Consider the following 25,211-nt stretch of genomic DNA (forward strand, 5'->3'; position numbering starts at 1 on the left):
CCCGCCGCCTTTTTGCGCTTTCTTACATTTTGTAATAGGTCTTTTTAACGCATCATTTGCACTACGGACATGGGTGAGTTAAGCAGCTGTTGGATTTACAGCGGGACTCATCTCACCATCGCGTTGCCCGGCCTGCGGAGATAGCGTGCTTTCCAATTTTTCCGTGACGTCTGAGGAAGCGATCTCCTTCTTTGTTAACCCGAATAATCGGGCGAAAAACAGACTCACGTCGTCGATCAAGCTGTAGACCACGGGGATGACAACCAGCGTCAGGATCGTCGACGTCAGCATGCCGCCCACCACACAAGCACCCATCGGGGCTCGACTTTCCGCACCATCGCCGAGGCCAAGGGTGATTGGAATCATCCCAGCGATCGTCGAAAAAGCAGTCATCAGAATCGGTCGTAGTCGCGTCGGTCCGGCTTGGCGAAGGGCCTCATTTCGCTTGATGCCGCGGCTGCGAAGAAGATTGGTGTAGTCGACCAACAGAATCGCATTCTTGGTAACCAAACCCATTAACATCACCATGCCGATCATGCTGAAGATGTTAAGCGTGCGCCCGGTAATCGCCAAGCCAGCGAATGCTCCACCGACGGACAGGGGTAACGAGAACATGATCGTCAACGGGTGCAGATAGTTCTCGAACTGTGCGGCCAGGACCATATAGGTCAGCACAATTGCTAAGACCAACGCGAAGATAATACTGGCGAACGTCTCTGCCATCATGTCGGCCGTTCCCGTGAAAACCGCATGCACGCCGCTTGGAAGTCCGACGTCCTGAGCAATCGATTCAACGTTTTCAATAGCTTCCCCTAACGGTTTGCTGGAAGCCAGGTTGGCGAGGATCGTCACCTGACGGCGGCGTCCTTGACGTTCAATCGAAACCGGTCCGAATGTATTGTTGACCTGAGCAACGTTGCGTAGCTCGGTTAATTGAGCGTTCTTCATCGGAACTGGCAGGGTCGCCAGCGACTTTGCCTGATCACGCTGAGTGCCTACCAACCGCACGCGAACATCGATGTTCTCGCCGGCGTCTTCATAGGTCGATACTTTTTGACCGCCGATCAGCGTGCTGACAGCTTGCCCTAAGCCATCGATGTTTACACCCAGGTCTGCGGCTCGGTTGCGGTCGATTTCGATCGAAAGTTCGGGCTTGCCCGATTGCATGGTGGTGTTCACGTCGACGAGGCCAGGGACCTCTTTCATTCGTCTGACGATCTCGGAAGCTGTCTGGTCGAGTACTTCCAGGTCATCCCCACGCAAGTTGTACTGGATTGGAGCCGATCGCATTCCGCCACCACCCAAACGGGCAACGGCATCGACACTGATTCGCATGTGCGAGAAACGCTGTAGACTTTCGCGCGCCATCTGCATCGCTTCCGCTTGCGAAACGTTTCGCTGCGACTTGTCGGTCATCTTGACCATCACATTGGCGACCGTCGTCATGCCATCGTACTGGCCACCAACCGTCGTATAGATATCCTTCACTGCAGGAAGATCGGCCATGGCCAGCTCGACTTCCTGGGCGATTTTTGATGTCTGCCCAAGCGACGAACCGGTAGGTGCTTCGATTTGAACTTGAAACTGACCTTCATCGGCCGCGGGGGTAAACTCCTTACCAATAAAGGGAAGTAGCATGGCACTACCGATAAACACGCCGATCGATGCGACGACAACGATTAGCCGGTGACTAAGCGAAAACGCGAGCACACTTCCGTAAACGCGTTCGAGGTTAACCAGGATGCTTTCCGTAAATTTGTAGAATCGCCCTTCGGAATTACTAAGTACCAGAATCTGTGAGCAGAGCATCGGCGATAGGAACAGGGCGATCAGCGTTGACACAATTACAGCAAACGTGACCGTCATGCCGAATTCGTAGAAGAACTGTCCGATCAAGCCATCCATAAATGCGACCGGTACGAACACTGCTGCGATCGAAAGCGAAGTCGCAACTACAGCGAAGCCTATTTCGTTCATCGCAGCTATGGCTGCTTCGATCCGCGTCATTCCTTCCTGCATGTGCCGCCATGTATTTTCAAGCACCACGATCGAGTCGTCGACGATCATGCCGACCGAGATGGTAAGGGCGAGCAACGTCATCGTGTTCAGGGTAAATCCAAACGCCAGCATAAACGCGTAGGTCGAGATGATCGTAGCCGGAATGGTGACGGCGGCGACAAGCGATCCTCGCAAGCTTCGCAGGAACAGCAAGATCACCAGCACTGCCAGGCCACCACCTCGTAAGAGTTCTCCCTGCGCTTCCTCCGTGCTCGATTCAACGAACTTGGAGTTGTCCTGCACGGTCAGAAGCTCGTAGCCGGCCGGCAAGTCCGCGGAAAGTTTGGCCAGTTCTTCCTTAACCTGCTTCGCCACGCCTACCATGTTAGTGCCTGATTGTTGGCGAACCGACAGTGCAATAGCCGGCTGCCCGTTCAACCGAGCCATGCTGTTTTGATCTTCCAATCCATCTTCGATATTGGCGACCTGTTCCAAACGAACCACTTTGCCATTCGACTCTTTCACAACCAGTCGACGAAATTGCTCGATCGATTGCACTTTACCGCGCGTCTTTACGACCAGATCGCTCTTGCCTGTTTCAATACGACCACCAGGAAGCTCGATGTTACTTTTTCGGAGGGTATCGATTACGTCCTGCGCCGAGATTCCGTGGGCGACCAGATCGTCGACTCGTAGCCAAACCCGGATCTCTCGCTCTCGGGCCCCAGATAGCTGGACGCCGCCCACACCGTTGACCGATTCGATCCGTGGTTTCAAGGTGTCTTTGGCGAAGATCGTCAGATCGCGGATTGAGGCATTACCAGCTAACACGATACCTAAAATCGGTGCGGCATCAGGATCGAATTTTTCGACCACCGGTGCCTCAGAATCGTTGGGAAGCTCGCCACGAATCGCTGCGATCTTATCTCGGACATCTTGAGCAGCGATATCGACATCGCGTGACAGCTCGAACTCGAGAAAGACCTGCGAAACTCCTTCACTGGTTTCGCTCCGCATCGATTTGATGCCGCTAATCGTGCTGAGTGATTCTTCGAGCACCTCGGTCACCTCGGTTTCAACCGTGGTGGGTGAAGCCCCTTCGTACTGGACCGTGACAGTGACCATTGGCATGTCGACGTCCGGATAGAGGGCCATTCCCATACTGCCGTAGGCGATCAAACCGAATACGATCAGGGCGGCAAAGCCCATCGTCGTAAGGACGGGGCGACGGATGGCTGTTTCTGAAAGCTTCATGACTTTCCTAATTCGCTATTTAGGAAACGGACTCGTCCGTCCATGCAGGCGACAAAAATAGGTGTGCTAACGCGATGCGACGTCGGCCACGGAGTTCTTGATCGAGATCATCATCTCATCGGCCAGTAAGTTCGGGTCGTCAACGACGATTAGATCGCCGGTGGAAAGCCCCTGTACCACTTCTGTCATTGAATCGTTTGCCAGTCCCAGTTCGATCGGTGTCGACTCGACCTGGTTTCCGTTGACTCTAAAGACGTGAGGTGTCCCTTCAATCAGGACGATCGCGCGACTCGGGATGGCTAACCGTTCGCTTTTCTCATCACCGAATATTAGATGAACGTTGGCAAATTGACCTGCTTTATACTTACGCGACTCATTGTCGATAGCGATTCGCACGCTAAACGTTCGCGTTTGCGGATCGACCATGTCGTTCACCGCCACAACAAGCCCCGTAACGGGTTTTTGCACGCCAGCCACTTGCACAGTCGCACGATCTTGTAGGTGCACGTTGCTAATGTTAGCTTCGGGTACGGCGATCTCGGCAATCAAGAATCTCAGATCCATGATCTCGGCGACTGGATCTCCGTTCGGTGACACGCGATCACCCACTTCCACATGAAACGCGGTGACGACACCATCGTAAGGAGCTTTAATTTGTGCCTTATCGATGACGAGACGACACTGTTCGACCTCCGCAGCGGCTTGAGCAACGAGTGCTTTCTGGATCTCGATTTCTTCGTGGGTTGGTCCTGCCTGGGCTTTGGCGAGGACGGCGTCAGCCGCGGCGACGGTTGCTTTCGCTGTGCTGACTTCGGTCACGGCTTTCTCGAATTCGCTACTGGAAATCGCCTTCCGCTGGTGAAGCTGTTCCATTCGCTGAAAGTTTTGCTTTGATTGTTCGAGGCGCGCTATCGCCTCTTCGCGTAAAGCATTTAAGCGGTTGATTTCTTCGGGACGCTCCCAGGCTTTCAGGTTGGTAAGATCCGCCTTCGCCTTTTGTAATTTTGCTTCAGCAATTCGAAGTGCCACTTCCTCTTCGCGAGTATCCAGCCGGACGAGCAATTCCCCTTTACCAATCGCTTGACCGTATAAAATGCCCAGTTGCTCCGAGTAATGCTTCCCGTCAACCACAACGTCGACCTTGGCCCCGATTTGGGGAATCTCGGCGACTACTCCTTCGACGTCAGAACCGACACGCGTCATGCGGCGCGGCAACAGACTGCCGGTGAACTTGATTTCGGTTTGAATGGGCTGATAGCGCGTCGTGGCGACTTCCACTTCCGTCGGTTTGACGCGCGGCTTGTAAGTCGATTGATCGTCGCTGGCGGAATTCTCTTGCGAGCATCCGTTCACTGAGATCATCATTCCCGTTATCAAAAACAAAGCGATCCCGCTTCGCAACATGGTGCTTTTCCTAAAGTAACTAGGTTTTCGAAGGTTGGTCAGTGGCAACCAATCCGTTCAACAAGAGATCGATCGCGCTTTCAACTCGCTCGACCAACTTTCCCTTCTGCCCTTGAAGGCAGCCGCTGATCATGCAGCCAAACAAAAGGTCGGTAAACGCATCGGAAGCTTGCATCACATTAATCGCGCGAAGCTCACCTCGATCGATGCCGGCTTGCATGATGCCATCGAGACCAGAGCGGTTTTCTTCGCGGAACATCAAGTGAGTCGGATAGACCGACTCGCGGAACTCGGCACGCTCCTGAATCATGATTTCGATCGACTGCGGATGCTTCTGGTAGTACTCGGCACAAGCCAGCATGATTTTCCGTAGCAGTTGAGGTACTCCGTTCGCTTCGATCAGATTGGGAATCTCTTGGTCCTGCAAAACCTTTCGGCGAGCGTAATCGCTCATACGTTCGACACAGAACTTAGCCGTGGCGAGGAACAACTGCTCTTTGTTCCCAAAGTGCCGATAAACCGTCCCTTTCCCAACGCCAGCCAAGTCGGCGATGATTTGCACATCGGTATTACGAAAGCCTTCCTTGGCGAACACCATCATGGCGTTTGTCAGGATGCTGTTTTGTTTCTTGGCGGCTTTGGTCGTCGGTTCTGGTTGCTGGCACATCGTTGGGTTTCTCCTATTGATAAAACGGACTCGTCCGTCCGTTTCGTTATCGTATTCTGGTTTGGCAATTGAGACAAGAGAGAATCCCTAGCGTCCTAATTGCTTTTCTGGCGGCATTAAGGCGTTGTCTATCAACATGTTACGATCTTCATAGTTTGTGCGTCTCCATTGTTTCGTTCGCAAATTAGTGGAAACGTAAAAGGACTGAGAAGCCGCCATTCATATAGCGAACGAACGTGAACCTGCCTGCTAAAATAGCTGTCCGTCGTCTTAGATAAGCAGCCACGAATCAAGGAGCAGGATGGAACTTTCCGACTTTTCCCCCTCTCAATTCCCTCAACAGAAGACCAAAGCGATGCCCTGCAAAAAGGGTTAGGACGAGCATGGCAGTGGGCGAGATCTGGGCTGTTATCGACGGACAACTGCCGCTGGATTCAGCGATGGGGATTCAAGGCCAGTGACAGCGAGGTTCAGAAAGTCGCCGAGGCCATGTGGCAAATTGACAATCCGGAAGTGATACGGCGATTATTGTGGGTATTCGCTCGACGCGCGATGCCAGAGTTTGATACGAGGCTACTTGACTTATGCCAACATGAGGACGAAGAGATAAAAAGACTCGCCCTTAGAGCTTCGGCAAACAATGGGCATCCAAGTGTACGTACGTTTGCTATCGAGCAACTAACTTCAGGCAGTTATCTGTATTCGTTGCAGCTTTTCGCCAAGAATTTTCGTTCGGGTGATGAGCAGCTTATCATCAATGCGATCGAGATTCCCGCTGACAGCGATGATCGACATGGCTTGTTGATCGACATTTTAGACGTGATTGAAGAAAACACGCCTGCCGATGTCGTCTTGCTAGGTCAAGTTATCTATTTTCACACGCCTTGCACGATCTGTCGAAATGCCGCGACCAAAGTACTTCTCCAGCGGAAGCAGGCTCCGAAGTGGTTGATAGAAGAAGTTGAAAGGGATGCGGATGAAGATGCGCGTGAACTGGTCAAGGAGGCGTTGTAGGTCATGCCCTTTGAACTGAATCGGGTTGTCCCTTGGGGCAGGTCCTATGATGAATATGTACGGATGTTTGATCTGCGTGACGAGCAGCTAGGCCAGCGCATCCTGGGGTGTGCCGATGGACCGGCGGCCTTTAATGTCGAGCTTACCCATCGTGGTGGGCAAATCATGTCGTGCGATCCGCTTTACGGATACTCGCCCACTGAGATTCAGGCACGGATTGACGAGTGTTTTGAGCTCGTTCTGAGGCAAACGCGCAACAACGCCGACGGTTTCGTCTGGAGTGAAACGATACCGAGCGTCGAAGCGTTAGGTGAAATCCGCCGTCAGGCGATGGATGCTTTCCTGAAGGATCTGCCAATCGGGCGATCAGCCGGAAGGTATGTGGCGGCCGAGTTGCCTGACCTCCCCTTCCGTGACGGTGCTTTTGACTTGGCACTCTGCTCTCACTTCTTGTTTCCTTACGACACGTTAGGTTTAGACTTTCATCGACAATCGGTGGCCAGTTTGTTGCGCGTTGCCCAGGAAGTTCGTATTTTCCCTTTGTTAACGCTCGATCGGCGTCTTAGTCCTTACTTAAATCAAGTTGTCCAAATGGCAGAATCGATTGGTTGCACAGCGGACGTCGTGCCAACAAATTATGAGTTTCAGCGGGGGGCGAACCGAATGCTTGTACTTCGAAATGTAGTCGCCCGGTGATGACTTATTGTAAAATTGACACAATCTGCGACAGGAGTACAATTCTCATCTAGAATGCGGCAGCAAAACCGCATCGCAACAGAAGGAGAATCGGATGTCGAAAGATCGATTTTTGAGAGCTTGTCTATCGTTGGAAGGGCTTTCGATCGGGGATGCATTCGGGCAGCAATTCTTCATGCCCCATGTCGCATCGTCCGCTAGGCCTGGTCAGCTTCCGCCGGCTCCTTGGGGCTACACCGACGATACGGAAATGGCGATTGCCCTGACTCAGACACTACGAGAATGTGAGACAGTCGATCAGGACGTCCTCGCGCGGCACTTCGCCGAGCGTCACGAGGCCGAACCATATCGAGGCTACGGTGCTGGAGCGAGGCAATTATTGACGGGCATCTCCAGCGGCGGCTCGTGGCAAGAATTAAGCCGAGAGATGTTCGGTGGCGGCGGGTCCTACGGCAATGGAGCGGCGATGCGAGTTGCTCCACTTGGCGCATGGTTCGCAGATGATGTGCAAAAAACGATCGAGCAGGCTGCCCTTTCAGCTGAAGTAACGCATGCCCACCGTGAAGCATCGATTGGTGCAATTGCTGTCGCACTTGCCGCTGGTTGGGCGTTCCGTTGGGAAGATGAACCTGCCGAGGAACTGATTCCATGGGTGATCTCGCATCTCGAAGCCTGCGAGGTGCGTCGCCGTTTGGAAATCGCCGCGAAGTTTCCGCTGGATATGTGGCCGTTTAACGTTGCTTCGCAGGTTGGTTACGGACTAGAAATCAGCAGTCAAGATACGGTGCCGTATTGCTTGTGGATGGCGGCTGCTTTCATGGACGACTATGAAGAAGCGATGTGGAACGCCGCGCGAGTTGGCGGCGATATCGATACCACTTGTGCCATCATTGGTGGAATCGTCGCACTGCGAGTTGGCCCAGAGGGAATACCGGCTGAGTGGAAAAACTACCGCGAACCTCTGGCTTGGAGTGGTGCTCGAACTTGAATCAAGGAAGTTTCAAGAATAAGTCGTATCACCCTCTCTTTTACGTCGATCGCGCTACCGGTGAAATGATCGCCGAGAACTTCTCGGTAGCAACGCGTGTCTTTCTAATGGAAAGACCGAATCTCTCGACAGAGTAGCCGTTTAACTAATGGACAGGTCGAGAAACGAAAGTTTGAATGAAACACTGAATGGATTTACCAACAAACCCTTACGTCGAACAGCAATCAACATGGCCGTCATCCGGACGCCATATTTTGGCGCACTTCGACGACGAATCGATTGTCGTCTATCAAGCCTATCGTCCAGACATTGGCGAGTTTGCAATCAACCACGGCTATTTCGGTGGTGATTTTAAATACAGCCGAATGAGTTGGATCAAACCCAATTTTCTGTGGATGATGTATCGCAGTAGTTGGGGCACTTCCGAGGGGCAGGAAAAGGTTCTAGGGGTGAGACTGACTCGAAAGTTCTTTGACTCACTCCTGGAACAAGCCGTTCCTTCCTCGTACTCCCGCGAGCTGTATCTGGATCGCGCGGCATGGCAAGCGGCCGTGCGTCGATCGGACGTTCGCCTTCAATGGGACCCGGATCACACCCCAACTGGCGACAAATGCGAACGTCGGGCCATTCAGCTGGGGCTGCGAAGTGAACTGCTTGAGAGATATGGGAATGATGCCTGCCTGGAAATTATCGACATGAGTACGTTCGTCTGCCAGCAACGTGAATATCTGGAAATGGGACGAAAGCAAGACCTACTGTTACCGATAGCGCGAGTATATATTCCCAAATCCGAAGCAGCGATTCGTAACGTGCGTCTCGACGCTTTCTGATAAACAAATGACCAGATGATTTTGCCGAGACCGCTGAAATCAAAGGGGACGCTAACAAGATGCACAACGAAGGACCGACCCGCATTAAGCAAGTCATTTGTATGCGGCATGATTTGAAGATGCGACGCGGGAAGCAGATCGCTCAGGGAGCACATGCGTCGATGGCATTCCTTAGCGATCGCCTGCGCGAAAAGGGGGCGATTTCGCTTGACGATTTTTCTGAGGTCGAACGAACCTGGCTTTCGGCTGCATTTGCCAAAGTGTGTTGCCGGATCGACAGCGAGGACGAATTGATGGAGATACACGACAAAGCAGTCGCAGCTGGCCTAGAAGTGCATTTGATTACCGATAGCGGCCGAACCGAGTTTCACGGGCAGCCTACGCGAACTTGTCTGGCGATTGGCCCTGACCTGGCGGAAAAGATCGACGAAATCACGGGACACTTGCAATTGCTATAACACACCCTGAAGAAAGAACTCGGCATGGACTGGGATCAGGATTTTGGCATGCTTACGGCTGCCGTCGCCAAACTACACTCCGGGCAGGTCCGAAAGCAAAGTGGCGTGCCGTATGTGATTCACCCCTTGCAGGTCGTGCAGCGCCTAAGTGAATGGGGAATCGATCGGCGACAACATCGCGATACTTGGACGAGTGCCTTGTTTCATGACGCGATCGAGGACACCGAAGCAACCCCGGATTCCTTAGTGCCGTTGATTGGTGAGTATGCAACGCATTTGGTCGTTGTGCTGACGTTCGATCCGCAACAGGAATCGAAGGAAGCTTACCTGGCCAGTTTTCAGGACGAGGGGAAAACGCCTATCGAAGCTGTCGTAGTGAAACTGGCCGATCGTTTTTGCAACGTCGAAGACTTTCTGCGAATCGATCCTAATCACGCACAGTCTTATTTCTGGAAAGCGAAGTCGGTTTTCAACGCGTTCCTGTCGCGTCAAACGGAAGTCGCTTCGACCTTCGGTTCTGAAACTACTGCAACAATCGAGCAGGATCTCCGTCGCCTGGAGAATTTCGTGGGTGAGCCTCGGTAGCGTTGTTCTCGCATCGCAACGGATCGATGCTCTACCGTTTTTCTAATTCCCACGCATCGTCCGCTGTCTCACGAGATGCTTCCCAAGATCGCGGTAAGTCAGCTAGTTGTCGTACCGTAGGATCGAGTTCGACGATCTGCTCCAGTGTTACCAAGCGAGCGTCGTCTGTCTCATCGGTCGTGCCACAGGTAAATTGCCAGTCATCCTCCTCGTCGTGACAGACGAACGTGATTGGGAGGTTTTCTTTTAAAACCTGGCGCGTGGTGAATACTAACTGCGACTTAGGAAATGTGAACGGCCAAGTCGGGTCGATCGAAAGATCTGGCTGGGCATGAATCAGTTCTGGATCGAAATTGGCATCTCCCGGGAAGTGGCCGTCCTGGTCGGGCCAAACACACTGCAGCACAGGGAAGTCATCCCCTTCATGATACCACTGCGCATATCCAAACAGCGTGGGATAGTAGCGTTTATCGACTTCACGAAACCGGCAAGGCAAATCAACCAGGATGTCATCGCTACGATCGCCATCCTGGAACTTGTTACCTTCCCGCATCAGTTCACCGATTTGATTGATGACTTGAGCAACGTCGTCGCTACTTTCGATACCGAACACGCAGATTTCTGGCAAGCCGAGCGTGTGGTAGATGCCCACCGAAAAGGCATACGAGGGAAGTACTTCGGCATCTTCGATCAACACGATGTGCCAGCCGTAAGTCTCGATGTCGGCCAGCATCTTCTCGTCATATTCGTCTTCTGGGGTCTGTTGAACCAAGGAGCAAACCTTTAAATCAAGGACAGAAGCATCGCCACCATCAGGAATGCCAGAAATAATACGGCATAACCAATGGAACCAATCATTCCTAAATTGTGCGCCCAGACAAGCATGGTGCGACCACTCGCATCAACACGCTCTTGTTCAATTCCTTCCAGGTCGGCGTAAGCCATGCTCCAGGCCGCAACACTGAAGATGGGGCAAGCTCCCATTAGACCAAAAAGGGCGAAAATCAAACTCGCGCGACCACGATGGGGGAAGCGATAGGTCGCTTGCGTTTCTGATTTCCGCGCTTTATGAAACGGCGTGCCTGATCCAATCTCATCGGGAAGGCCCAGAATCGGATAGAAGTTGGAAGATTTTTTCCAAATTCCCGTGCCTGATTCGCGCATCTCGCATTCGCCGTCGATTCTCCCCTGAATGACCCATTGATCAATTTCAGAACGACGGGCGGGGCCGAAAATCTGCCCTTCAGGAATCCTCACATGAAATAAGGGCTCGTCGTTGGACAGTGATGGTTGCAATGCGTCGTGGTCCGGTTGCATAAATAACGCAATACAAGGGATTCTGATAAAACAGCGAACGCGAGGTCATGGTAGCGACTTTCCGCAACCTTCGCCAGCGTCAGCCTGCTAGCGGGAATACGGATTGATTTTGAAGGCATCACCCCCATAAAATGCGTCTAGCGGTAAGAAAGTTGGTATTCTTCGTTAAGATTCGTAGCGCTGCCCTTCGTTGGAACTTTGGACCGCGCCCGAACGACCTGTGGCTTAGGATGACGACCATGTTATTAGGGATTGGGATTTCTCTTGCGGTCTTTGTCGTATTTGCTGGCGTAGTGGTTGGCTTTGAAGGCTTTCAATCCAGCCGGCAACATCATCTTCAAGGAATCAATCAAGAGCACGCAAAGCAGCTTTTCCGTCTACGACGCGAATGGCTGGAGACCGAGTTCATGAAAGCGGCTGCTTCGAGTGGCAAGCCACGTGGGCTGCGGTGGGTAGATTGCGAATTCGACGATGACGTCCATTTCGCATTTGATGAGGAAATTGGGCTTTTGCGGGCCTTCATTTCCATAACCGTGCAGTTCGAGGCAATCCAAGGTGGCGATATGGAAGATGTCGAAGCTGTCGGCGTTTTGCGTGCCGCCACGGGTTTCTTTGAATACAACGGCGTCCGATGGATCGCTTGCCCCCGAGTGATCTTTAATTTGTCGCCGAATCAGGCGATTCAGCACTTCCATCATCGATCGCTTTCGATTGACTAAGCACTTCGGCAGCCCCCGGGATCTCTCCTACCGGTCGGATGTCTCATCTTTTCTCATAAAAATTCGCTAATCCGTCACAACGGACCGGTCCCATTCGTCCTTCTATCAGTGTCAGGACAACTGTCCCACACGATAGTATTCTTTTTCGACGAAACCAGGGAACATCATGCGAATCTTTCTGTTAATTCTTTTGGTTGGAGCTTCCACTGCAATCGGCTACGCCGCCGGTGATTCCACGCACAAAGGCGAGCGTGTTAAGCTCATCGGGGCTCAAGACATCCAAGAAAAGCTCGATGCGCACGAATCGCGTGTCTCCGTGGTTGAAGTGACCATCGCACCCGGCGACGCCGGGATGCCGCATCGTCATCCGGGGCCAGTGTTTGGATATGTACTCGAAGGAGACTACGAACTGGGGGTCGACGACAAGCCAACAAAAATCTTTCATACCGGTGAAACGTTTTACGAGCCAACCGGTTGTCTACACCGCGTTTCCAAAAATCCATCCGACGAAAAACCAACCCGCTTAATCGCCGTAGTCGTGCACCCGCGAGACGCCAAAGAGTTAGCCATTCCCGATTCTAAGTAACGCAAATCTTCGATCGCCGCTCCGAGGTCAAATGTCGGGTCCCTCTTCGGTTGGTTTGGTAGAAACCTATGAACGCTCAGCTTCCTAATAAGCAAGACACCACCGATCCGGATGAATTCGCCCGGATGCGGATACGAATGATGTCGATCGCTTATCGAATGCTGGGCAGTGTGGTCGATGCCGAAGACGCCGTTCAAGATGCATTTCTTCGATTGCAGGCTACTGCGGATGTGCATTCGCCCGAAGGTTTTCTGATTCGGGCGACCACACGACGTTGTATCGATATCTTGCGTCAGCGAAGTCGAAACACTTATGTCGGACCGTGGGTGCCTGAGCCGATCGATACACGGGGTCAATTAAGTGACGTCTCCGAATCATTGAGTCAGGCGTTTCTGCTGATGCTCGAACGCCTGTCGCCAGAAGAGCGAGCCGCATTTCTATTACGTGTCGTGTTCGATTACGAATACGCTGCGATCGCGGAGATAGTTCAGAAATCTGAGGCCGCCGTCCGTCAGTTAGTCAGCCGAGCCAGACGACACGTTGGCCTTGAAAATCCCCGTTTTTCCGCAGAGTTGAAGTCGGCTGATCAGTTCACCGAAACGTTTCTCGCGGCCTGCAATAGCGGAGACTTGGCACAAGTTGAGAAGCTGCTTTCTGACGACATTCAAGTTCATTCCGATGGCGGTGGAAAGGTATTTGCTGCTCGTGTCGTCATCGATGGAAAGACGCGGGCTGCGAAGTATTTGATCGGCATCTTCCGAAAGATTCGTCCCTTTGATCTCAAGCCGACCACTGTCAATGGAATGCCCGGCTGGGAAGTCAGTTTGAACGGCGAACTAATTCAGGTCATGTCGATCCACATCGAACAAGGCGTGAAGGCCATCTACATTACTCGCAACCCCGACAAGCTAACTCGTTGGCAGTCGGTTGAAATCATTTAACTCAGAGAAAATGAATGTCAGAAGATCGTTTGATTCGAGCGGCCAGTTGGTTGGTACGTTTGACCCTTGCCGCTGCATTCCTTTCTGCTGTCGCCGACCGCTTTGGATTGTGGGGTTCGTACGGCAACGAAGGCGTCGTCTGGGGAAACATTGAAAACTACGAAGCGTATGTCGCTTTGCTCAACTGGTATCTCCCTGCCAGTTTGGTTTCGCCAATCGGATGGATCGCGACGATCTGTGAAATCATGATTGCCGCGGGGCTGCTCATTGGGTGGCAATTAAGGTGGTTCGCTCTAGCGGCAGGCGTACTGCTGACCTTATTCACGACGACGATGCTGTTGGCATTCGGACCGAAACCACCACTCGACTACTCGGTCGCTTCAGCAGCGAGTGCTGCCTATTTGCTGTTCGCCGTTAACCAGTATGCCAGCACAAAAACTTTTGAATCTAATCCTGAAGTAAAGGAGCAAGTCCGATGAAAATTGTTGTCATGGGAGGTCGCGGGCTCATCGGTACTCGCTTGGTTCAGCTCCTGAGAGAACAAGGGCACACCGCAATCGCAGCTTCGCCCAGCACTGGCGTGAATGCTGTAACTGGCGAAGGAGTCGAAGCGGTTCTAGCCGGCGCTGATGCTGTGGTCGATGTAACCAATTCGCCTTCGTTTGCCGATGACGATGTGATGGCTTTCTTCGATACGTCCACGAAGAACCTTCTGGCGGCCGAAGCGACGACTGGCGTAGGACATCACGTCGCCTTGTCGATCGTCGGTTGTGATCGAATTCCAGCAAGCGGCTATATGCGGGCAAAAGTCGCTCAGGAGAAGCGAATCGTTGCTGGAAATGTTCCGTATACGATCGTACGAGCGACTCAATTCCATGAGTTTCTCACCGGCATTGCGGATGCCTCAGTGGTAAATGGAATTGTCACGCTTCCCCCTGCCCCGATCCAGCCGATTGCCGCGCTAGAGGTCACCCAGTTTTTGGCAAATGTTGCACTTCGATCCCCAGCAAATGCCATCATCGATCTGGCCGGTCCTGAGCGACTTCGAATCGATCAAGCGGTGCAACAAGCACTAATCGCAAGCTCGGATCCGCGTCAGGTAACTACCGATCCAGATGCCATTTATTTTGGAACGCCGCTGAGCGAGGATTCGATCGTTCCCATGGGCGACTACGTTCGCGGCGAGCAAACGTTGGCAGCTTGGTTGGAAAACAATGCCATGAGAGTGTGATCACGGCGTAACCGGCACGGTGAAGACTTTACGGAGAAAAACTCGTTTCTGCCCAGTCGGATAGTCTGCTAATTCGCCAAACGGCAGATAGCCCAGTCGCTTGTAAAAGTCGGGAGACTGGAACGAGAACGTGTCGACCCAAGCACCGCGACACTGACGTTCAATCGCAATTCGCTCGGCCTCCGCGACGAGCTTGCGTCCCCATCCTTTTCCGCGTAGCTTTGGATCAACCGCCAAGGTTTCGATGTAAAGCCACTCCCAGTTCGTGTGACCGACCAGCCCCGCTACCGTTTGTCCCTCGTCGTTTATCTTCAAGACGACCGGCTGCGGTGCATAGACGAAGCCTGTCTCGCGAGAATTTTGTGCGAGCAACGCCGAAATGGCGTCTTCCACGCCTTCTTGCTTGGGGCGGGCGATTTCAATTTGCATGATCTACTTTGGACTCCGTTCCACCGACTACTTCTTAAGCTGCTTCTGCCAGTCGGGATGTTCCGCTTTGTACCGTTGGAACCGATCGTATTCGTCCTCAGCGATTTGATGGTTCTCATCTTGATCGATGAACGAAAACAGAAATTCCCAGCCTGATTTGCCAGTGTTCCATTCTGCGGCGCTGACGAGTTTGTCCTCATTGGTGTCGCACTCTTTCAGCAATCGCTCGAAATCGAGTTTCGACGAAGCCGTCGAACCACTTGGTTGATCGGCGGCTGGATCCCACGTCAATTTCTGCCCGGCAGCAAGAAGCGATTTCTGGTAGCGGGTCATGTCGATCTCTTGCACCGGTACGTCTTCCTCAATGGCCTGAACCGCTGCGATACCGGCCGATTCACCACAGATCATGAAAACAGGTTCCATTCGCGCCGAGGCATACCCTAGGTGGCTGGCCGAAAAGCACACTGGTACCAGCAAGTTGGTGCAGTCTTCCGGCTTTGGTGTGATCGCTCTATACGGAATAGGATAGGGAACGTTAGTCGGCCCCTTGTTGCCACCGATGAACATATTTCCTTCGTTGGCGACGTAGGTCTTTCCGTCCTTCTTGACAACGATTCGGCGTGAAGGATAAGTATCGATTCCATACTGTGCCAATCCAATGGGATCGTCGATGGTCGTGCGATTGAATACATCGTGAGCAGTTATCGTATAACGTCCCTGTAATCGCCGTGCGACACGAATGTAAAGTTGATGCGGCCAGCCAGCCGTTTCAGGATGATAACGTTTGTCGAGACCAAGTTCGGAGATTTCTACGCGATACCAATCAGGAACACGTGGATCGGTTCGCATGAAATGGAACAGCCCGCTCAGATAATCCTGGTGCTCTTGCCACAGCAGTGGATCGAATCCGTAGTCATACTGTGGCGCAACCGCGAGTGGGGCCATGGAAATCAGCGAATTACGCTGGTAATTCCACTCACCTGCGTTCATCCAACCTGGGCAAATACCGACTAGGGCCTTATGTAGATCGCTCTTTTTCGTATGTTGTTGCTTCAGGTATTCGACATAACGGCCGACTAGTTCATAGTGCTGCGGATCGTAGTCTTTTGGTGGCTTGATCGACAGACGGTTCTCTGGGACGCTCGTGGTGAAGTAGCGATAGTTGTAGGCCTGTGTATTCTCGTCCGCGGCACCGATCGGTTTGCCGTGATCCTCTTGAATGAAATCCAAGAGTCCACTTTCAGGATCGCCCGGCGTGATGTAAGGATCGATCGGTGTCATCAGTACCGGGGGCCGGACACCGGCCAATTCTTCCCCGAACTCTTCAATTGACTCGCGTCCCTTGCGAGTGCTTGCTTGCCACGCCATCAATGTGCCTTCGTAGCTGGCATCGACAAAGATCTTGGCTTTTACAATTAGATTCAGCTTCTTTTGTCGTTTGACGACCGGTCGGCCTAGGTCGTCGAACTTGGCCAAATCGAATTTAACATCCAGAATGGAACTGCGGATCACTTCCGATCCATCGTTCAGATAGGTGTGGCTTACGTGGTTTTGGGATCCGTGGTAGCGATGGTCAAAGTAAACAGGCACCTCATAACGCGATAGCAAATCCAGAAAGTCCTGCCTGATCTCCAACGGGCTTAGCTCGCGTGTTGAAAGCCGCGGAGCGTCTTCCTCAGGTTGGCCGAGGCTGAGCAGCAAGTGCTTCGTCATACCGCCGGTCGCGTTGTGGTTGGGGCAGTCCTGCATTGGCTTGAGACCAGCGCCTAGCATTCCGCCGACCCAGCGGCTGGGTTCGACGATGACAACTTGGTGCCCTGCCCGCTTCACAGCGATTGCCGCGAGAATCCCAGCCGGAGTTGCGCCGTAGACGCAGACCTCTGTTTCGATTTGCTTAGACTGGGCGAGAACGGATGGAGCAATCGCCAAGACGACCATAAGACAAACAATTCCGATTCGCATGGAGAGAACCTGGGGCTGAGCTCGTCTGCCGTTCACCGTGAGCAAGAAACGAAAAAAGGCAGTGGAGATTGGTTGAGGATCTCCCCAACTTAGTCTTCCCACTGCCGTTTTTCTATTCGATTTTACGTACAGGCGTTACTTAGCTGCTTTGAGCAACTTCAGCAGCACCGTCTGCAAGATACCACCGTTGCGGTAGTAGTCGAGTTCGACCGGTGTATCGATGCGAACCAACGCATCGAAAGTGGTCACTTCGCCAGCCGCGTTCTTAGCTGAGACGGTCACCTTTTGCAGGGGCTTCAGATCATCAGAAACGTAGATGTCGTAAGTCTCTTCACCGGTCAAGCCGAGCGATTCCCACGACTCGTCCCCTGGAAATTCGAGCGGCAGCACGCCCATACCGATCAAGTTGCTACGGTGGATTCGCTCGAAGCTAGAAGCGATCACAGCCTTCACGCCCAGCATGAACGTTCCCTTGGCGGCCCAGTCACGCGAGCTACCGGTGCCGTATTCTTTACCGGCGATCACGACAAGCGGAGTTCCCTCGGTCTTGTAGATCTCGGCGGCATCGAAGATCGACATCGTTTCGCCGTTGACAAAGCACTTGGTATAACCCCCTTCTTTTTCAGGGGTCAAGCGGTTACGGATGCGGATGTTGGCGAACGTGCCACGGTGCATCACGCGGTCGTTACCGCGGCGGGAGCCGTAGCTGTTGAAGTCGACCGGTTCGACGCCATGTTCCATTAGGTAACGACCGGCCGGGCTATCTTTGGCGATTGCACCGGCAGGTGAGATGTGGTCGGTTGTGACCGAATCACCCAGCAAAGCCAACACGCGAGCACCGGAAATTGGCTCGATCGGATCGATCGTTTCCTTCACGTCGTCCAGGAACGGTGGCTCCTGGATGTAAGTGCTGTCAGAGTCCCACGTATAAAGCTCGGAATCAGGAACCGAAATCGCATTCCAGTTCGGGTTCGATTCGTACGCGCTGTTGTATCGCTCTTGGAACATTTCAGGCGTGATCGCCTTCTCGATGGTTTCCAAGATCTCTTCGTTAGTTGGCCAGATATCCTTCAGGTAAACGTCCTTGCCGTCAGCCGAGGTACCGAGCGGTTCTTTGTCGAGATCGATATCGACCGTACCGGCCAACGCGTAAGCGACCACCAAAGGCGGGCTGGCCAAGTAGTTGGCTTTCACATGTGGATTGACACGTCCTTCAAAGTTGCGATTACCGCTGAGTACGGCGGAGGCAACCAGCGAACCCTTGGTCACCGCGTTGGCAACCGGATCAGGCAGCGGACCACTGTTACCAATACAAGTGGTGCAGCCGTAGCCGACGAGGTTGAAGCCCAGCTTCTCCAGGTCGTCCATTAGTTCAGCTTTAACGAGGTAGTCAGTCACGACACGCGAGCCAGGGGCGAGGCTGGTCTTCACGTACGGTTTGACCGACAAGCCCTTTTCGGCAGCCTTCTTGGCCAGCAAACCAGCGGCCAGCATCACGCTGGGGTTGCTGGTGTTGGTGCAACTGGTGATTGCAGCGATCACCACGCTACCATGACCGATGTCGCTCGACTTGCCGTTGTCTTCGACGGTAGCGGTACGCGACAGTTCTGCTTGCTCGAGACCAAAACCGCGTTCGTTAGGAGGCGTTACTAGCGACTTCTGGAATTCGCTCTTCATGCTTTTCAGAGCAACGCGGTCTTGTGGACGCTTTGGACCAGCCAAGGATGGCTCGACGGTCGAAAGGTCGAGCGAAACGGTCGCCGTGTAAGTTGGGGCCATGTCGTCGGTACGGAACAGGCCTTGTTCCTTGGTATAGCGTTCCACGCGATCGACTTCCCCGGCGGTGCGGCCAGTGCGACGCAAGTAGTTAAGCGTTTCGCCGTCGACCGGGAAGAAGCCCATTGTGGCACCATATTCTGGCGCCATGTTGGCGATGGTGGCTCGGTCGGCCAGGCTCATGTGGGAAACACCAGGTCCGTAAAACTCGACGAACTTGCCAACGACACCTTCTTTACGAAGGATCTGAGTGATCGTCAGCACCATGTCGGTTGCCGTGACACCTGGACCCAGCTTGCCGGTCAGTTCGAAGCCGACGACTTGGGGCGTGAGCATGTAGATCGGCTGTCCCAACATGACCGCTTCCGCTTCAATACCACCTACACCCCAGCCAACAACGCCCAGGCCGTTGATCATGGTGGTGTGGCTATCGGTACCGACCAGCGAGTCTGGCAGCGCAACCTTGCCCTTTTCATCTTCGCGAACGAAGACGCCCTTGGCCAAGTATTCCAGGTTCACTTGGTGAACGATTCCAACATTAGGCGGAATCGCCGAAAAGTTCTTAAGGGACTTCTGCCCCCAGCGGAGAAATTCGTAGCGTTCCTTGTTGCGATGGAACTCAAGGGCGACGTTCTCTTCCAGCGCGTGGTCAGTGCCAAATTTGTCGACTTGAACCGAGTGGTCGATCACCAAGTCGACCGGAATCAGCGGGTTAATCTTCGCCGGGTCACCCCCCAGCCGCTGCATGGCACTTCGCATAGCCGCCAGGTCGACCACGCATGGAACGCCGGTAAAGTCCTGCAGAACAACGCGGGCAGGCATGAATGGGATTTCGGACGGTTCGGGATTGGTGGCATCCCAAGCGGCCAGAGATTTCACGTCATCTTCCGAGACGATGTAGTCATCGCAGTTGCGGAGCACAGATTCCAGCAAAACGCGGATAGAGAACGGAAGCTTGTCGATGTCCCCCAAACCAGCGTCCTGCAACTTGCGAATTCGGTAGATTCCTAAGTCCCCTTCCGCGGTGGAAAACACGTCTCGAGCGCCAAACGGGTCGAACTTTGCGGTCATCGTACTCGTTCTTTCTTTTTTCGTATCTTCTAGAGGCAAATCGGTAGCTGCCCAGATTTTAGCGAAACAAAAACGAGTTGTCTTCCAGGGATCTTTTCACCTCCTTCCGGGGCTATTTGACGGGTCCTGAGCAGCAATTTCGCGACCAATGGTCCGTTTGTGACGCTTAGGTCGAATAGAGAGTGTGGGAAAGTTGATTCTCGCCCAGAATGACCTAGGCTTTCCACGAACCTTCTACTCTCGATTTGTCCAAACGCGAACCAGACAAAGACCTTATCGATGTCCGACCCGCTTAAAAATCTGCTGTCTCAACTGGCTGGTGAAGTACCTGGAAACTCCGAAAAGGACGATTCCTGGGATCTTGTCGAAGCGATTTCCCCCGAAGATGAGGAGGATAAGTCGCTCGAGGCGATGATCTCTCGGATCAACAGCATGACCAGTAAGGGCTCGGACGACGAAGGCATTTACGCCCAAACTCCGGAGGAAAAGGTCGAGGAAGCGGAGGTCTTGCTGGAAGATCATGACACTCCCTTCTACCCTTGCGAGCCCCAATCGCTGCGCGAAGCGCAGTTGACCGGGACCGACGTCGAAGCACTCTGCCTTAAATTCCTGCTGACCGCGGGCGAGGCTTCCGGACGCGAGATCGCTGCCCAGCTTTGCCTGCCGTTCCTCGTTTTGGACGAGTGTTTGCGGAAGATGAAGTACGACCAATTGGTGGTCTACAAAGACACTGCCCAGGCCGGAGACTATGTCTACTTCCTGACCGATTTGGGCCGCGAACGGGCTCGTCGCTACAACGAACACTGCACCTATTACGGATCTGCTCCGGTTTCGCTCAAAGACTATATCGACAGCGTGCGGGCTCAATCGCTGGAGGGTCAATCGCCTAGCATCGATGCTCTGGAGAACGCCTTTGAGGATCTGTTGATCAACAAGGCCATGTTCCGCCGACTGGGGCCCGCGATTAATAGCGGTCGCGGTTTGTTCCTTTACGGAGCCCCCGGTAACGGTAAGACGAGCATTGCGGAACGTGTTACCCGCGCGTTCGGCCGTTATATTTGGGTTCCCCGAGCAATCGGCATCGAAGGGGAAATCCTTCGTGTGTTCGACCCGGCCGTCCACGACGAAGTTCCCTTGGAAGATGGCCCAGGCATCTTGCAACAGCATCGTATCGACCGCCGCTGGGTACGCATCAAGCGGCCAACAATCGTGGTCGGTGGTGAATTAACCATGGACAACCTGGAAATCAGCACCATCCAGGCAACCGGCGTGAGCGAAGCCCCGCTACAGCTGAAGAGTAACTGCGGCACGCTGGTGATCGACGACTTTGGGCGTCAACGTATGAGTACGGACGAACTGCTCAATCGCTGGATTGTGCCGCTCGAAAAACGGTATGACTTTCTTAACATGCGTGGTGGTAAGAAAATTCAGGTTCCATTCGACCAATTGATCGTCTTCTCGACGAACCTCGAACCACGCGACTTGTGCGACGACGCGTTCCTGCGACGTATTCCATACAAGATCGAAGTGATCGATCCCACCGAGTCGGAATTCCGTCAGCTGTTCGACATCATGTGCCCGATGCTGGGCTTCACCTACAACGAAGAGGCGATCGACCATCTAATCGAGACCCACTATCGCAAGGTGAATCGACCGTTCCGTTGTTGTCAGCCACGCGACCTACTGATGCAGGTCCGCAACATGTGTCTGTACGAAAACGCCCCGCTCGCCCTGTCGAAGCAACATTTCGACAATGCCGTCGATAATTATTTCGCCGTGATGTAAGTGAACCGAGCGATTTGGCTGCAAATCGCCACACGATAAGCAAACATTGCCAAGAAGACAGCTTGCTTTGCAACTTCAATAGGCTTATCGTCAGGCTGCTTGCTTCGCCTTTTGCTCTGCCCGGCCAGATGGATTTCGATGTTTACTCGTATCCCGATTAAAGTTCTTGCGCCACTATTGTTTGGCGTTCCTGTCCTGGCGATCGGTCTGTGGCTGTCGTTGGCTTGGAATCACCAATCGCAACACGCGATCACCCAACTAGCCAAGCAAGACCTCGAACAAATTCACACGGCAACTGCCGATAAAATCGCGGATGTTCTGTCGATTCCGGTGCGTGTTTGCCGTTTGAATCAACATCTAATCTCCTCACGCAGTCTGTCCCCCGACGATCTTTCAACTTGGCGACCGACCTTCGTGCGCGAGTCGCAGTCGTTTGATGTGCTGAGTGCCATCTCGTGGGGAAGTGCCGATGGGCGTACTGCTTGGGTCAGCCGCTATGCCAATGGCGATATCTATTGGGCTGTCAAGCAAGATCCGGATCAACCAGAGATGAGCCAGTGGAAGCTGGATGCTGATGGCGATGTGGTGCCTGGTTCACGCAGTTCGTTCGACTTTAATCTGAAGAGCCGGCCATGGTACCAAGCCCCGAGCGAACTGCGACGAGCAACGTGGAGCGAACCGTACGTGTGGGTTGGCGGCGAGAATGCCGACGATAAGACGCTCGGCATTTCGTATGGCATCCCGATCTTCGGTGGCAATCAGCTAATCGGTGTGATCGATGCCGATTTCTCGCTGAACGATTTATCGAGTTACTTAGAGAAATTGAAGTTTGGTAAGACGGGGATGGCGCTCTTGGTCTCGCCCGACAAACGGTTGCTCGCGGTGTCGAACGAGACGAAAATTGTTCAGGCCAACGGAAAACGAGTGTTGGCATCGGAATCGAAAAGCCCTTTGGTCGCGACCGTGGGGAAGTATCTCGAAGGAAGTACATTCGCCAACGATTCCAATTCGCACCTGACCGTGGACGGCAGGAATTATTACTTGCATGCGTCGGAAGTGGGCCAGGAAGTAGGACTGAACTGGACGTTAGTCACGATCGTTCCAGAAGAAGATTTTATTGGCGATATTCAAAGCGAATTCGCCCGCAGTTGGTCGACGAGCCTTGTGGCTGTCGTACTGGCGATCGGTCTAGGCTTCATCGCTGCCCGGTGGTTGGTCGAACCGTTGACGCGGATTGTCTCGTCGGTGCGTCGTATTGGTCAAGGCGATCTTGATACGCGCATCGAAATGCAACACGCGCCAGAGTACATGCAATTAGCCACCGCCATCAACACGATGGCCGAGGGGCTACAAGACCGAATGCGGATGCAGAAATCCCTTTCGCTGGCGATGGAAGTCCAACGCAATCTATTGCCAACCGAATCTCCGAGCTTCAACGGACTCGACATCGCCGGGCATAGCACCTATTGCGACGAGACAGGCGGCGACTACTTCGACTTTCTGGACGTCTCTGGCTGCGATCAAGATACCGCCGTGATTGTAATCGGCGACGTGATGGGACACGGTGTGGCGGCCGCTTTGCTCATGGCGACCGCGCGCGGCATTTTGCGAAGTCGGTGTGCGGTGCCTGGTTCACTGGCCGACTTCCTGAAGCACTTAAATGAAATGCTGGTCGTTGATACTCAGGGCGAGCGTTTCATGACCATGCTTCTGGTCAATCTTTCGGCGAAGAAAGATACCTTGCGCTGGGCATCCGCCGGTCACGGACCACCGATCATCTACACGCCAGGTGACGACAGCTTTCCGGAATTCGACGGCGGTGGTCTTCCGTTGGGCTTGGTCGAAGGAGAAACCTATTCCGAGTACTGGCAACCTGGTATCAAATCGGGCACCATCTTGCTGGCCACCACGGACGGCTTGGAAGAGACAATGAACGAACAGGGGGACCAATATGGCAAAGAACGGCTTCAGCAAGTGCTCCGCGAAAACGCCAGCAAATCGGCCGAAGAAATCAGCCAAGCAATTCGCCAATCCCTCGCCATGTTCCGTGGAGCCAACTCGCAAGACGACGATCTCACGTTTGTTGTGGCGAAGGTTCTGTAAACCTGATTTGCCATGGCCCCGTCTAATTCGACCAAGTGCTGAAACTTGCTGGTTTGGCCTGGACGCGTGCCCTCTTCCCTGCCTGTGACGGTTTCGCCGTTTGACGGCAGAATGATCCGGCTTAGGGATACGAACTTTATCGCGGCTGCGATACGTAGGCATGCGCGAGGGGCCTAGACACCTGCACGCGGATTAGAAGTAGATTTCCTTGCCAATGTAGAGTCCGGTTGTAAGTTGCGCGGCACAGGCGAAGAAAGCTAGGGCGAAGTCGATGGGAACATATCGGACTTTCAGCCATGCTGTGGTGAGTATCAACATGAAATGAGCCGACAGGATCGCTAGAGAGGGAATGAATAACAAACAGAGCGAGAGAACGACTTGGTCCCAATTCAGAATGCCGTGTCGTAACCATAAGCCACCGACTACGCCTCCCACACCAAACGAAAGCGAGCAAATCGCGAGGACTAGAAAGTACAAGATGAAGATTCTCTCTATGAACTTGGTTTGTCGCGACGTTCGGCCAATTCTTCCATCAGCTCCAACTGCAACTGTTGAATTTCTAAAAGTCGCTGCCACTGATGCGAGAGCAATTGATCGAGCTTGGTGTGCAGCAATCGAATCTCGAGCTCTGCCCGAAAGTTGACTTGAAAGTCGTACTCCGATCGTAACCGGTCTTTCGCTTCCTGGCGATTTTGACTCATCAAGATCACCGGAGCTTGAATCGCTGCCAGGCACGATAGCACTAGGTTCAGCAAAATGAACGGATAGGGATCGAATGCTTCCTGGGCGATCAGGATCCCATTGAATAACATCCAGATCAGCACCACCGCCGCAAACAGGATTAAAAATGCCCAGCTTCCTCCGAAGTTGGCCAGTTGGTCTGAGATTCGATCGCCAAGACTCAGTTGCTGATCAAACTTCTCGTTGACGTTCGCCGCGATCGAATCCTGCTCGCGAAGGCTGTCTAGTACCCGCATTTCTAAATCAGAAAGCTCTCCTTTCTCTTCCTCCAATAAATGGCGAAAGTGCTCCGCGCGAAACTGATTCAGGCATGAGGTACAGACCGGCTGATCGCTGTTCCAGGCGGGCGTTTGCTTCTGAATCTCGGTCGCGATCGCTTCTCGGATTGATTCGCCAGGAGCGACGTCAGAACACGGTCTTGTTTGATGACAAATCGAACACTGGCAGGTTGCCGCACGCCGCTTACTCATTTGCCGATCCTGATTGCCTAAGAAAAACGGGATGGTCGTTGATTTGCCTTGAATTCTATCGATCCGGCCGCATGAGCTGTAGAGCCGAAGTTGAGCCTGCTACGGCTCGATCATGTTGTGCCCGAAGCAAAAAAAGATTGCCATAAACGGGGCACTTAGTGTATTGTGCGGGTATCCCTCCTTTCG

The 25,211-nt window shown here is 53.3% G+C and carries 23 protein-coding genes; 13 read left to right on the forward strand and 10 right to left on the reverse strand.

Annotated features, from left to right (window positions below; all coding sequences use genetic code 11):
- Positions 1 to 78 precede the first annotated feature (78 nt).
- The 3 genes from C5Y83_RS05055 to C5Y83_RS05065 all read right to left on the reverse strand — a co-directional run bounded on the left by C5Y83_RS05055 (position 79) and on the right by C5Y83_RS05065 (position 5,323).
- The gene (locus C5Y83_RS05055; RefSeq protein ID WP_105328569.1) at positions 79 to 3,252 is read right to left on the reverse strand and encodes an efflux RND transporter permease subunit; all 3,174 of its coding nucleotides are present in this window, start codon (positions 3,250 to 3,252) and stop codon (positions 79 to 81) included.
- A 66-nt stretch (positions 3,253 to 3,318) separates the two neighbouring features.
- Positions 3,319 to 4,656: an efflux RND transporter periplasmic adaptor subunit gene (locus tag C5Y83_RS05060; protein WP_105328570.1), complete on the reverse strand. Its 1,338-nt coding sequence runs from the start codon at positions 4,654 to 4,656 to the stop codon at positions 3,319 to 3,321.
- 19 nt (positions 4,657 to 4,675) lie between these two features.
- Positions 4,676 to 5,323: a TetR/AcrR family transcriptional regulator gene (locus tag C5Y83_RS05065; protein ID WP_105328571.1), complete on the reverse strand. Its 648-nt coding sequence runs from the start codon at positions 5,321 to 5,323 to the stop codon at positions 4,676 to 4,678.
- Positions 5,324 to 5,875: 552 nt separating this feature from the next.
- Between C5Y83_RS05065 and C5Y83_RS05070 the strand changes: the two genes are divergently transcribed.
- The 6 genes from C5Y83_RS05070 (at position 5,876) to C5Y83_RS05095 (ending at position 9,894) form a co-directional block, all read left to right on the forward strand.
- Positions 5,876 to 6,337 carry a hypothetical protein gene (locus C5Y83_RS05070; protein ID WP_146117637.1) on the forward strand — a complete coding sequence of 154 codons (462 nt, stop codon included), beginning with the start codon at positions 5,876 to 5,878 and terminating at the stop codon, positions 6,335 to 6,337.
- 3 nt (positions 6,338 to 6,340) lie between these two features.
- Positions 6,341 to 7,033: an SAM-dependent methyltransferase gene (locus C5Y83_RS05075; RefSeq protein WP_105328573.1), complete on the forward strand. Its 693-nt coding sequence runs from the start codon at positions 6,341 to 6,343 to the stop codon at positions 7,031 to 7,033.
- Between the two features lie 94 nt (positions 7,034 to 7,127).
- Entirely contained in the window at positions 7,128 to 8,021 is an 894-nt protein-coding gene (locus C5Y83_RS05080; RefSeq protein ID WP_105328574.1) for an ADP-ribosylglycohydrolase family protein, read from the forward strand.
- A gap of 188 nt (positions 8,022 to 8,209) precedes the next feature.
- Positions 8,210 to 8,851 carry a DUF4291 domain-containing protein gene (locus C5Y83_RS05085; protein WP_105328575.1) on the forward strand — a complete coding sequence of 214 codons (642 nt, stop codon included), beginning with the start codon at positions 8,210 to 8,212 and terminating at the stop codon, positions 8,849 to 8,851.
- A 59-nt stretch (positions 8,852 to 8,910) separates the two neighbouring features.
- Complete coding sequence (pth2, locus tag C5Y83_RS05090; protein ID WP_199194989.1) at positions 8,911 to 9,309, forward strand: aminoacyl-tRNA hydrolase; 399 nt, start codon at positions 8,911 to 8,913, stop codon at positions 9,307 to 9,309.
- A 24-nt stretch (positions 9,310 to 9,333) separates the two neighbouring features.
- Entirely contained in the window at positions 9,334 to 9,894 is a 561-nt protein-coding gene (locus C5Y83_RS05095) for an HD domain-containing protein (protein WP_105328576.1), read from the forward strand.
- A gap of 31 nt (positions 9,895 to 9,925) precedes the next feature.
- Here the strand turns inward: C5Y83_RS05095 and C5Y83_RS05100 are convergent, their stop codons facing one another.
- Both C5Y83_RS05100 and C5Y83_RS05105 read right to left on the reverse strand, forming a co-directional pair.
- Positions 9,926 to 10,666 (reverse strand): DUF4262 domain-containing protein, encoded by a 741-nt coding sequence (locus tag C5Y83_RS05100; RefSeq protein WP_146117638.1) that lies wholly within the window; start codon positions 10,664 to 10,666, stop codon positions 9,926 to 9,928.
- An 11-nt stretch (positions 10,667 to 10,677) separates the two neighbouring features.
- Entirely contained in the window at positions 10,678 to 11,211 is a 534-nt protein-coding gene (locus C5Y83_RS05105; protein WP_105328578.1) for a hypothetical protein, read from the reverse strand.
- A 239-nt stretch (positions 11,212 to 11,450) separates the two neighbouring features.
- On the opposite strand from C5Y83_RS05105, the gene C5Y83_RS05110 reads away from it, so the two are divergent.
- From C5Y83_RS05110 to C5Y83_RS05130, 5 genes are all read left to right on the forward strand, one after another.
- Positions 11,451 to 11,930, forward strand: a complete 480-nt coding sequence (locus tag C5Y83_RS05110; protein ID WP_146117639.1) for a hypothetical protein — start codon at positions 11,451 to 11,453, stop codon at positions 11,928 to 11,930.
- Between the two features lie 166 nt (positions 11,931 to 12,096).
- On the forward strand, positions 12,097 to 12,516 hold the full coding sequence (locus C5Y83_RS05115) for a cupin domain-containing protein (RefSeq protein ID WP_105328580.1): 420 nt from the start codon (positions 12,097 to 12,099) through the stop codon (positions 12,514 to 12,516).
- Between the two features lie 68 nt (positions 12,517 to 12,584).
- The gene (gene sigJ, locus C5Y83_RS05120) at positions 12,585 to 13,457 is read left to right on the forward strand and encodes an RNA polymerase sigma factor SigJ (protein ID WP_105328581.1); all 873 of its coding nucleotides are present in this window, start codon (positions 12,585 to 12,587) and stop codon (positions 13,455 to 13,457) included.
- Positions 13,458 to 13,471: 14 nt separating this feature from the next.
- On the forward strand, positions 13,472 to 13,936 hold the full coding sequence (locus C5Y83_RS05125; RefSeq protein WP_199194990.1) for a DoxX family protein: 465 nt from the start codon (positions 13,472 to 13,474) through the stop codon (positions 13,934 to 13,936).
- Positions 13,933 to 14,688, forward strand: coding sequence for an SDR family oxidoreductase (locus C5Y83_RS05130; protein ID WP_105328582.1), 756 nt, complete (start codon positions 13,933 to 13,935; stop codon positions 14,686 to 14,688). The genes C5Y83_RS05125 and C5Y83_RS05130 overlap by 4 nt, the downstream gene beginning before the upstream one ends.
- Here C5Y83_RS05130 and C5Y83_RS05135 read toward each other — a convergent pair whose 3' ends face one another.
- From C5Y83_RS05135 to acnA, 3 genes are all read right to left on the reverse strand, one after another.
- The gene (locus C5Y83_RS05135; RefSeq protein WP_105328583.1) at positions 14,689 to 15,117 is read right to left on the reverse strand and encodes a GNAT family N-acetyltransferase; all 429 of its coding nucleotides are present in this window, start codon (positions 15,115 to 15,117) and stop codon (positions 14,689 to 14,691) included.
- Between the two features lie 27 nt (positions 15,118 to 15,144).
- Positions 15,145 to 17,079: an FAD-dependent oxidoreductase gene (locus tag C5Y83_RS05140; RefSeq protein WP_105328584.1), complete on the reverse strand. Its 1,935-nt coding sequence runs from the start codon at positions 17,077 to 17,079 to the stop codon at positions 15,145 to 15,147.
- Positions 17,080 to 17,214: 135 nt separating this feature from the next.
- Complete coding sequence (gene acnA / locus C5Y83_RS05145; RefSeq protein ID WP_105328585.1) at positions 17,215 to 19,926, reverse strand: aconitate hydratase AcnA; 2,712 nt, start codon at positions 19,924 to 19,926, stop codon at positions 17,215 to 17,217.
- A gap of 279 nt (positions 19,927 to 20,205) precedes the next feature.
- On the opposite strand from acnA, the gene C5Y83_RS05150 reads away from it, so the two are divergent.
- Complete coding sequence (locus C5Y83_RS05150; protein WP_233207109.1) at positions 20,206 to 21,711, forward strand: AAA family ATPase; 1,506 nt, start codon at positions 20,206 to 20,208, stop codon at positions 21,709 to 21,711.
- A 138-nt stretch (positions 21,712 to 21,849) separates the two neighbouring features.
- Positions 21,850 to 23,814, forward strand: coding sequence for a SpoIIE family protein phosphatase (locus C5Y83_RS05155; RefSeq protein WP_105328586.1), 1,965 nt, complete (start codon positions 21,850 to 21,852; stop codon positions 23,812 to 23,814).
- A 192-nt stretch (positions 23,815 to 24,006) separates the two neighbouring features.
- Here the strand turns inward: C5Y83_RS05155 and C5Y83_RS05160 are convergent, their stop codons facing one another.
- Together C5Y83_RS05160 and C5Y83_RS05165 are read right to left on the reverse strand one after the other, a co-directional pair.
- Entirely contained in the window at positions 24,007 to 24,291 is a 285-nt protein-coding gene (locus C5Y83_RS05160; protein ID WP_105328587.1) for a hypothetical protein, read from the reverse strand.
- 14 nt (positions 24,292 to 24,305) lie between these two features.
- Positions 24,306 to 25,025, reverse strand: coding sequence for a DUF1003 domain-containing protein (locus C5Y83_RS05165; protein ID WP_105328588.1), 720 nt, complete (start codon positions 25,023 to 25,025; stop codon positions 24,306 to 24,308).
- Positions 25,026 to 25,211: the final 186 nt, after the last annotated feature.

The sequence above is a fragment of the Blastopirellula marina genome (assembly GCF_002967765.1).
Lineage (GTDB): Bacteria > Planctomycetota > Planctomycetia > Pirellulales > Pirellulaceae > Bremerella > Bremerella marina_A.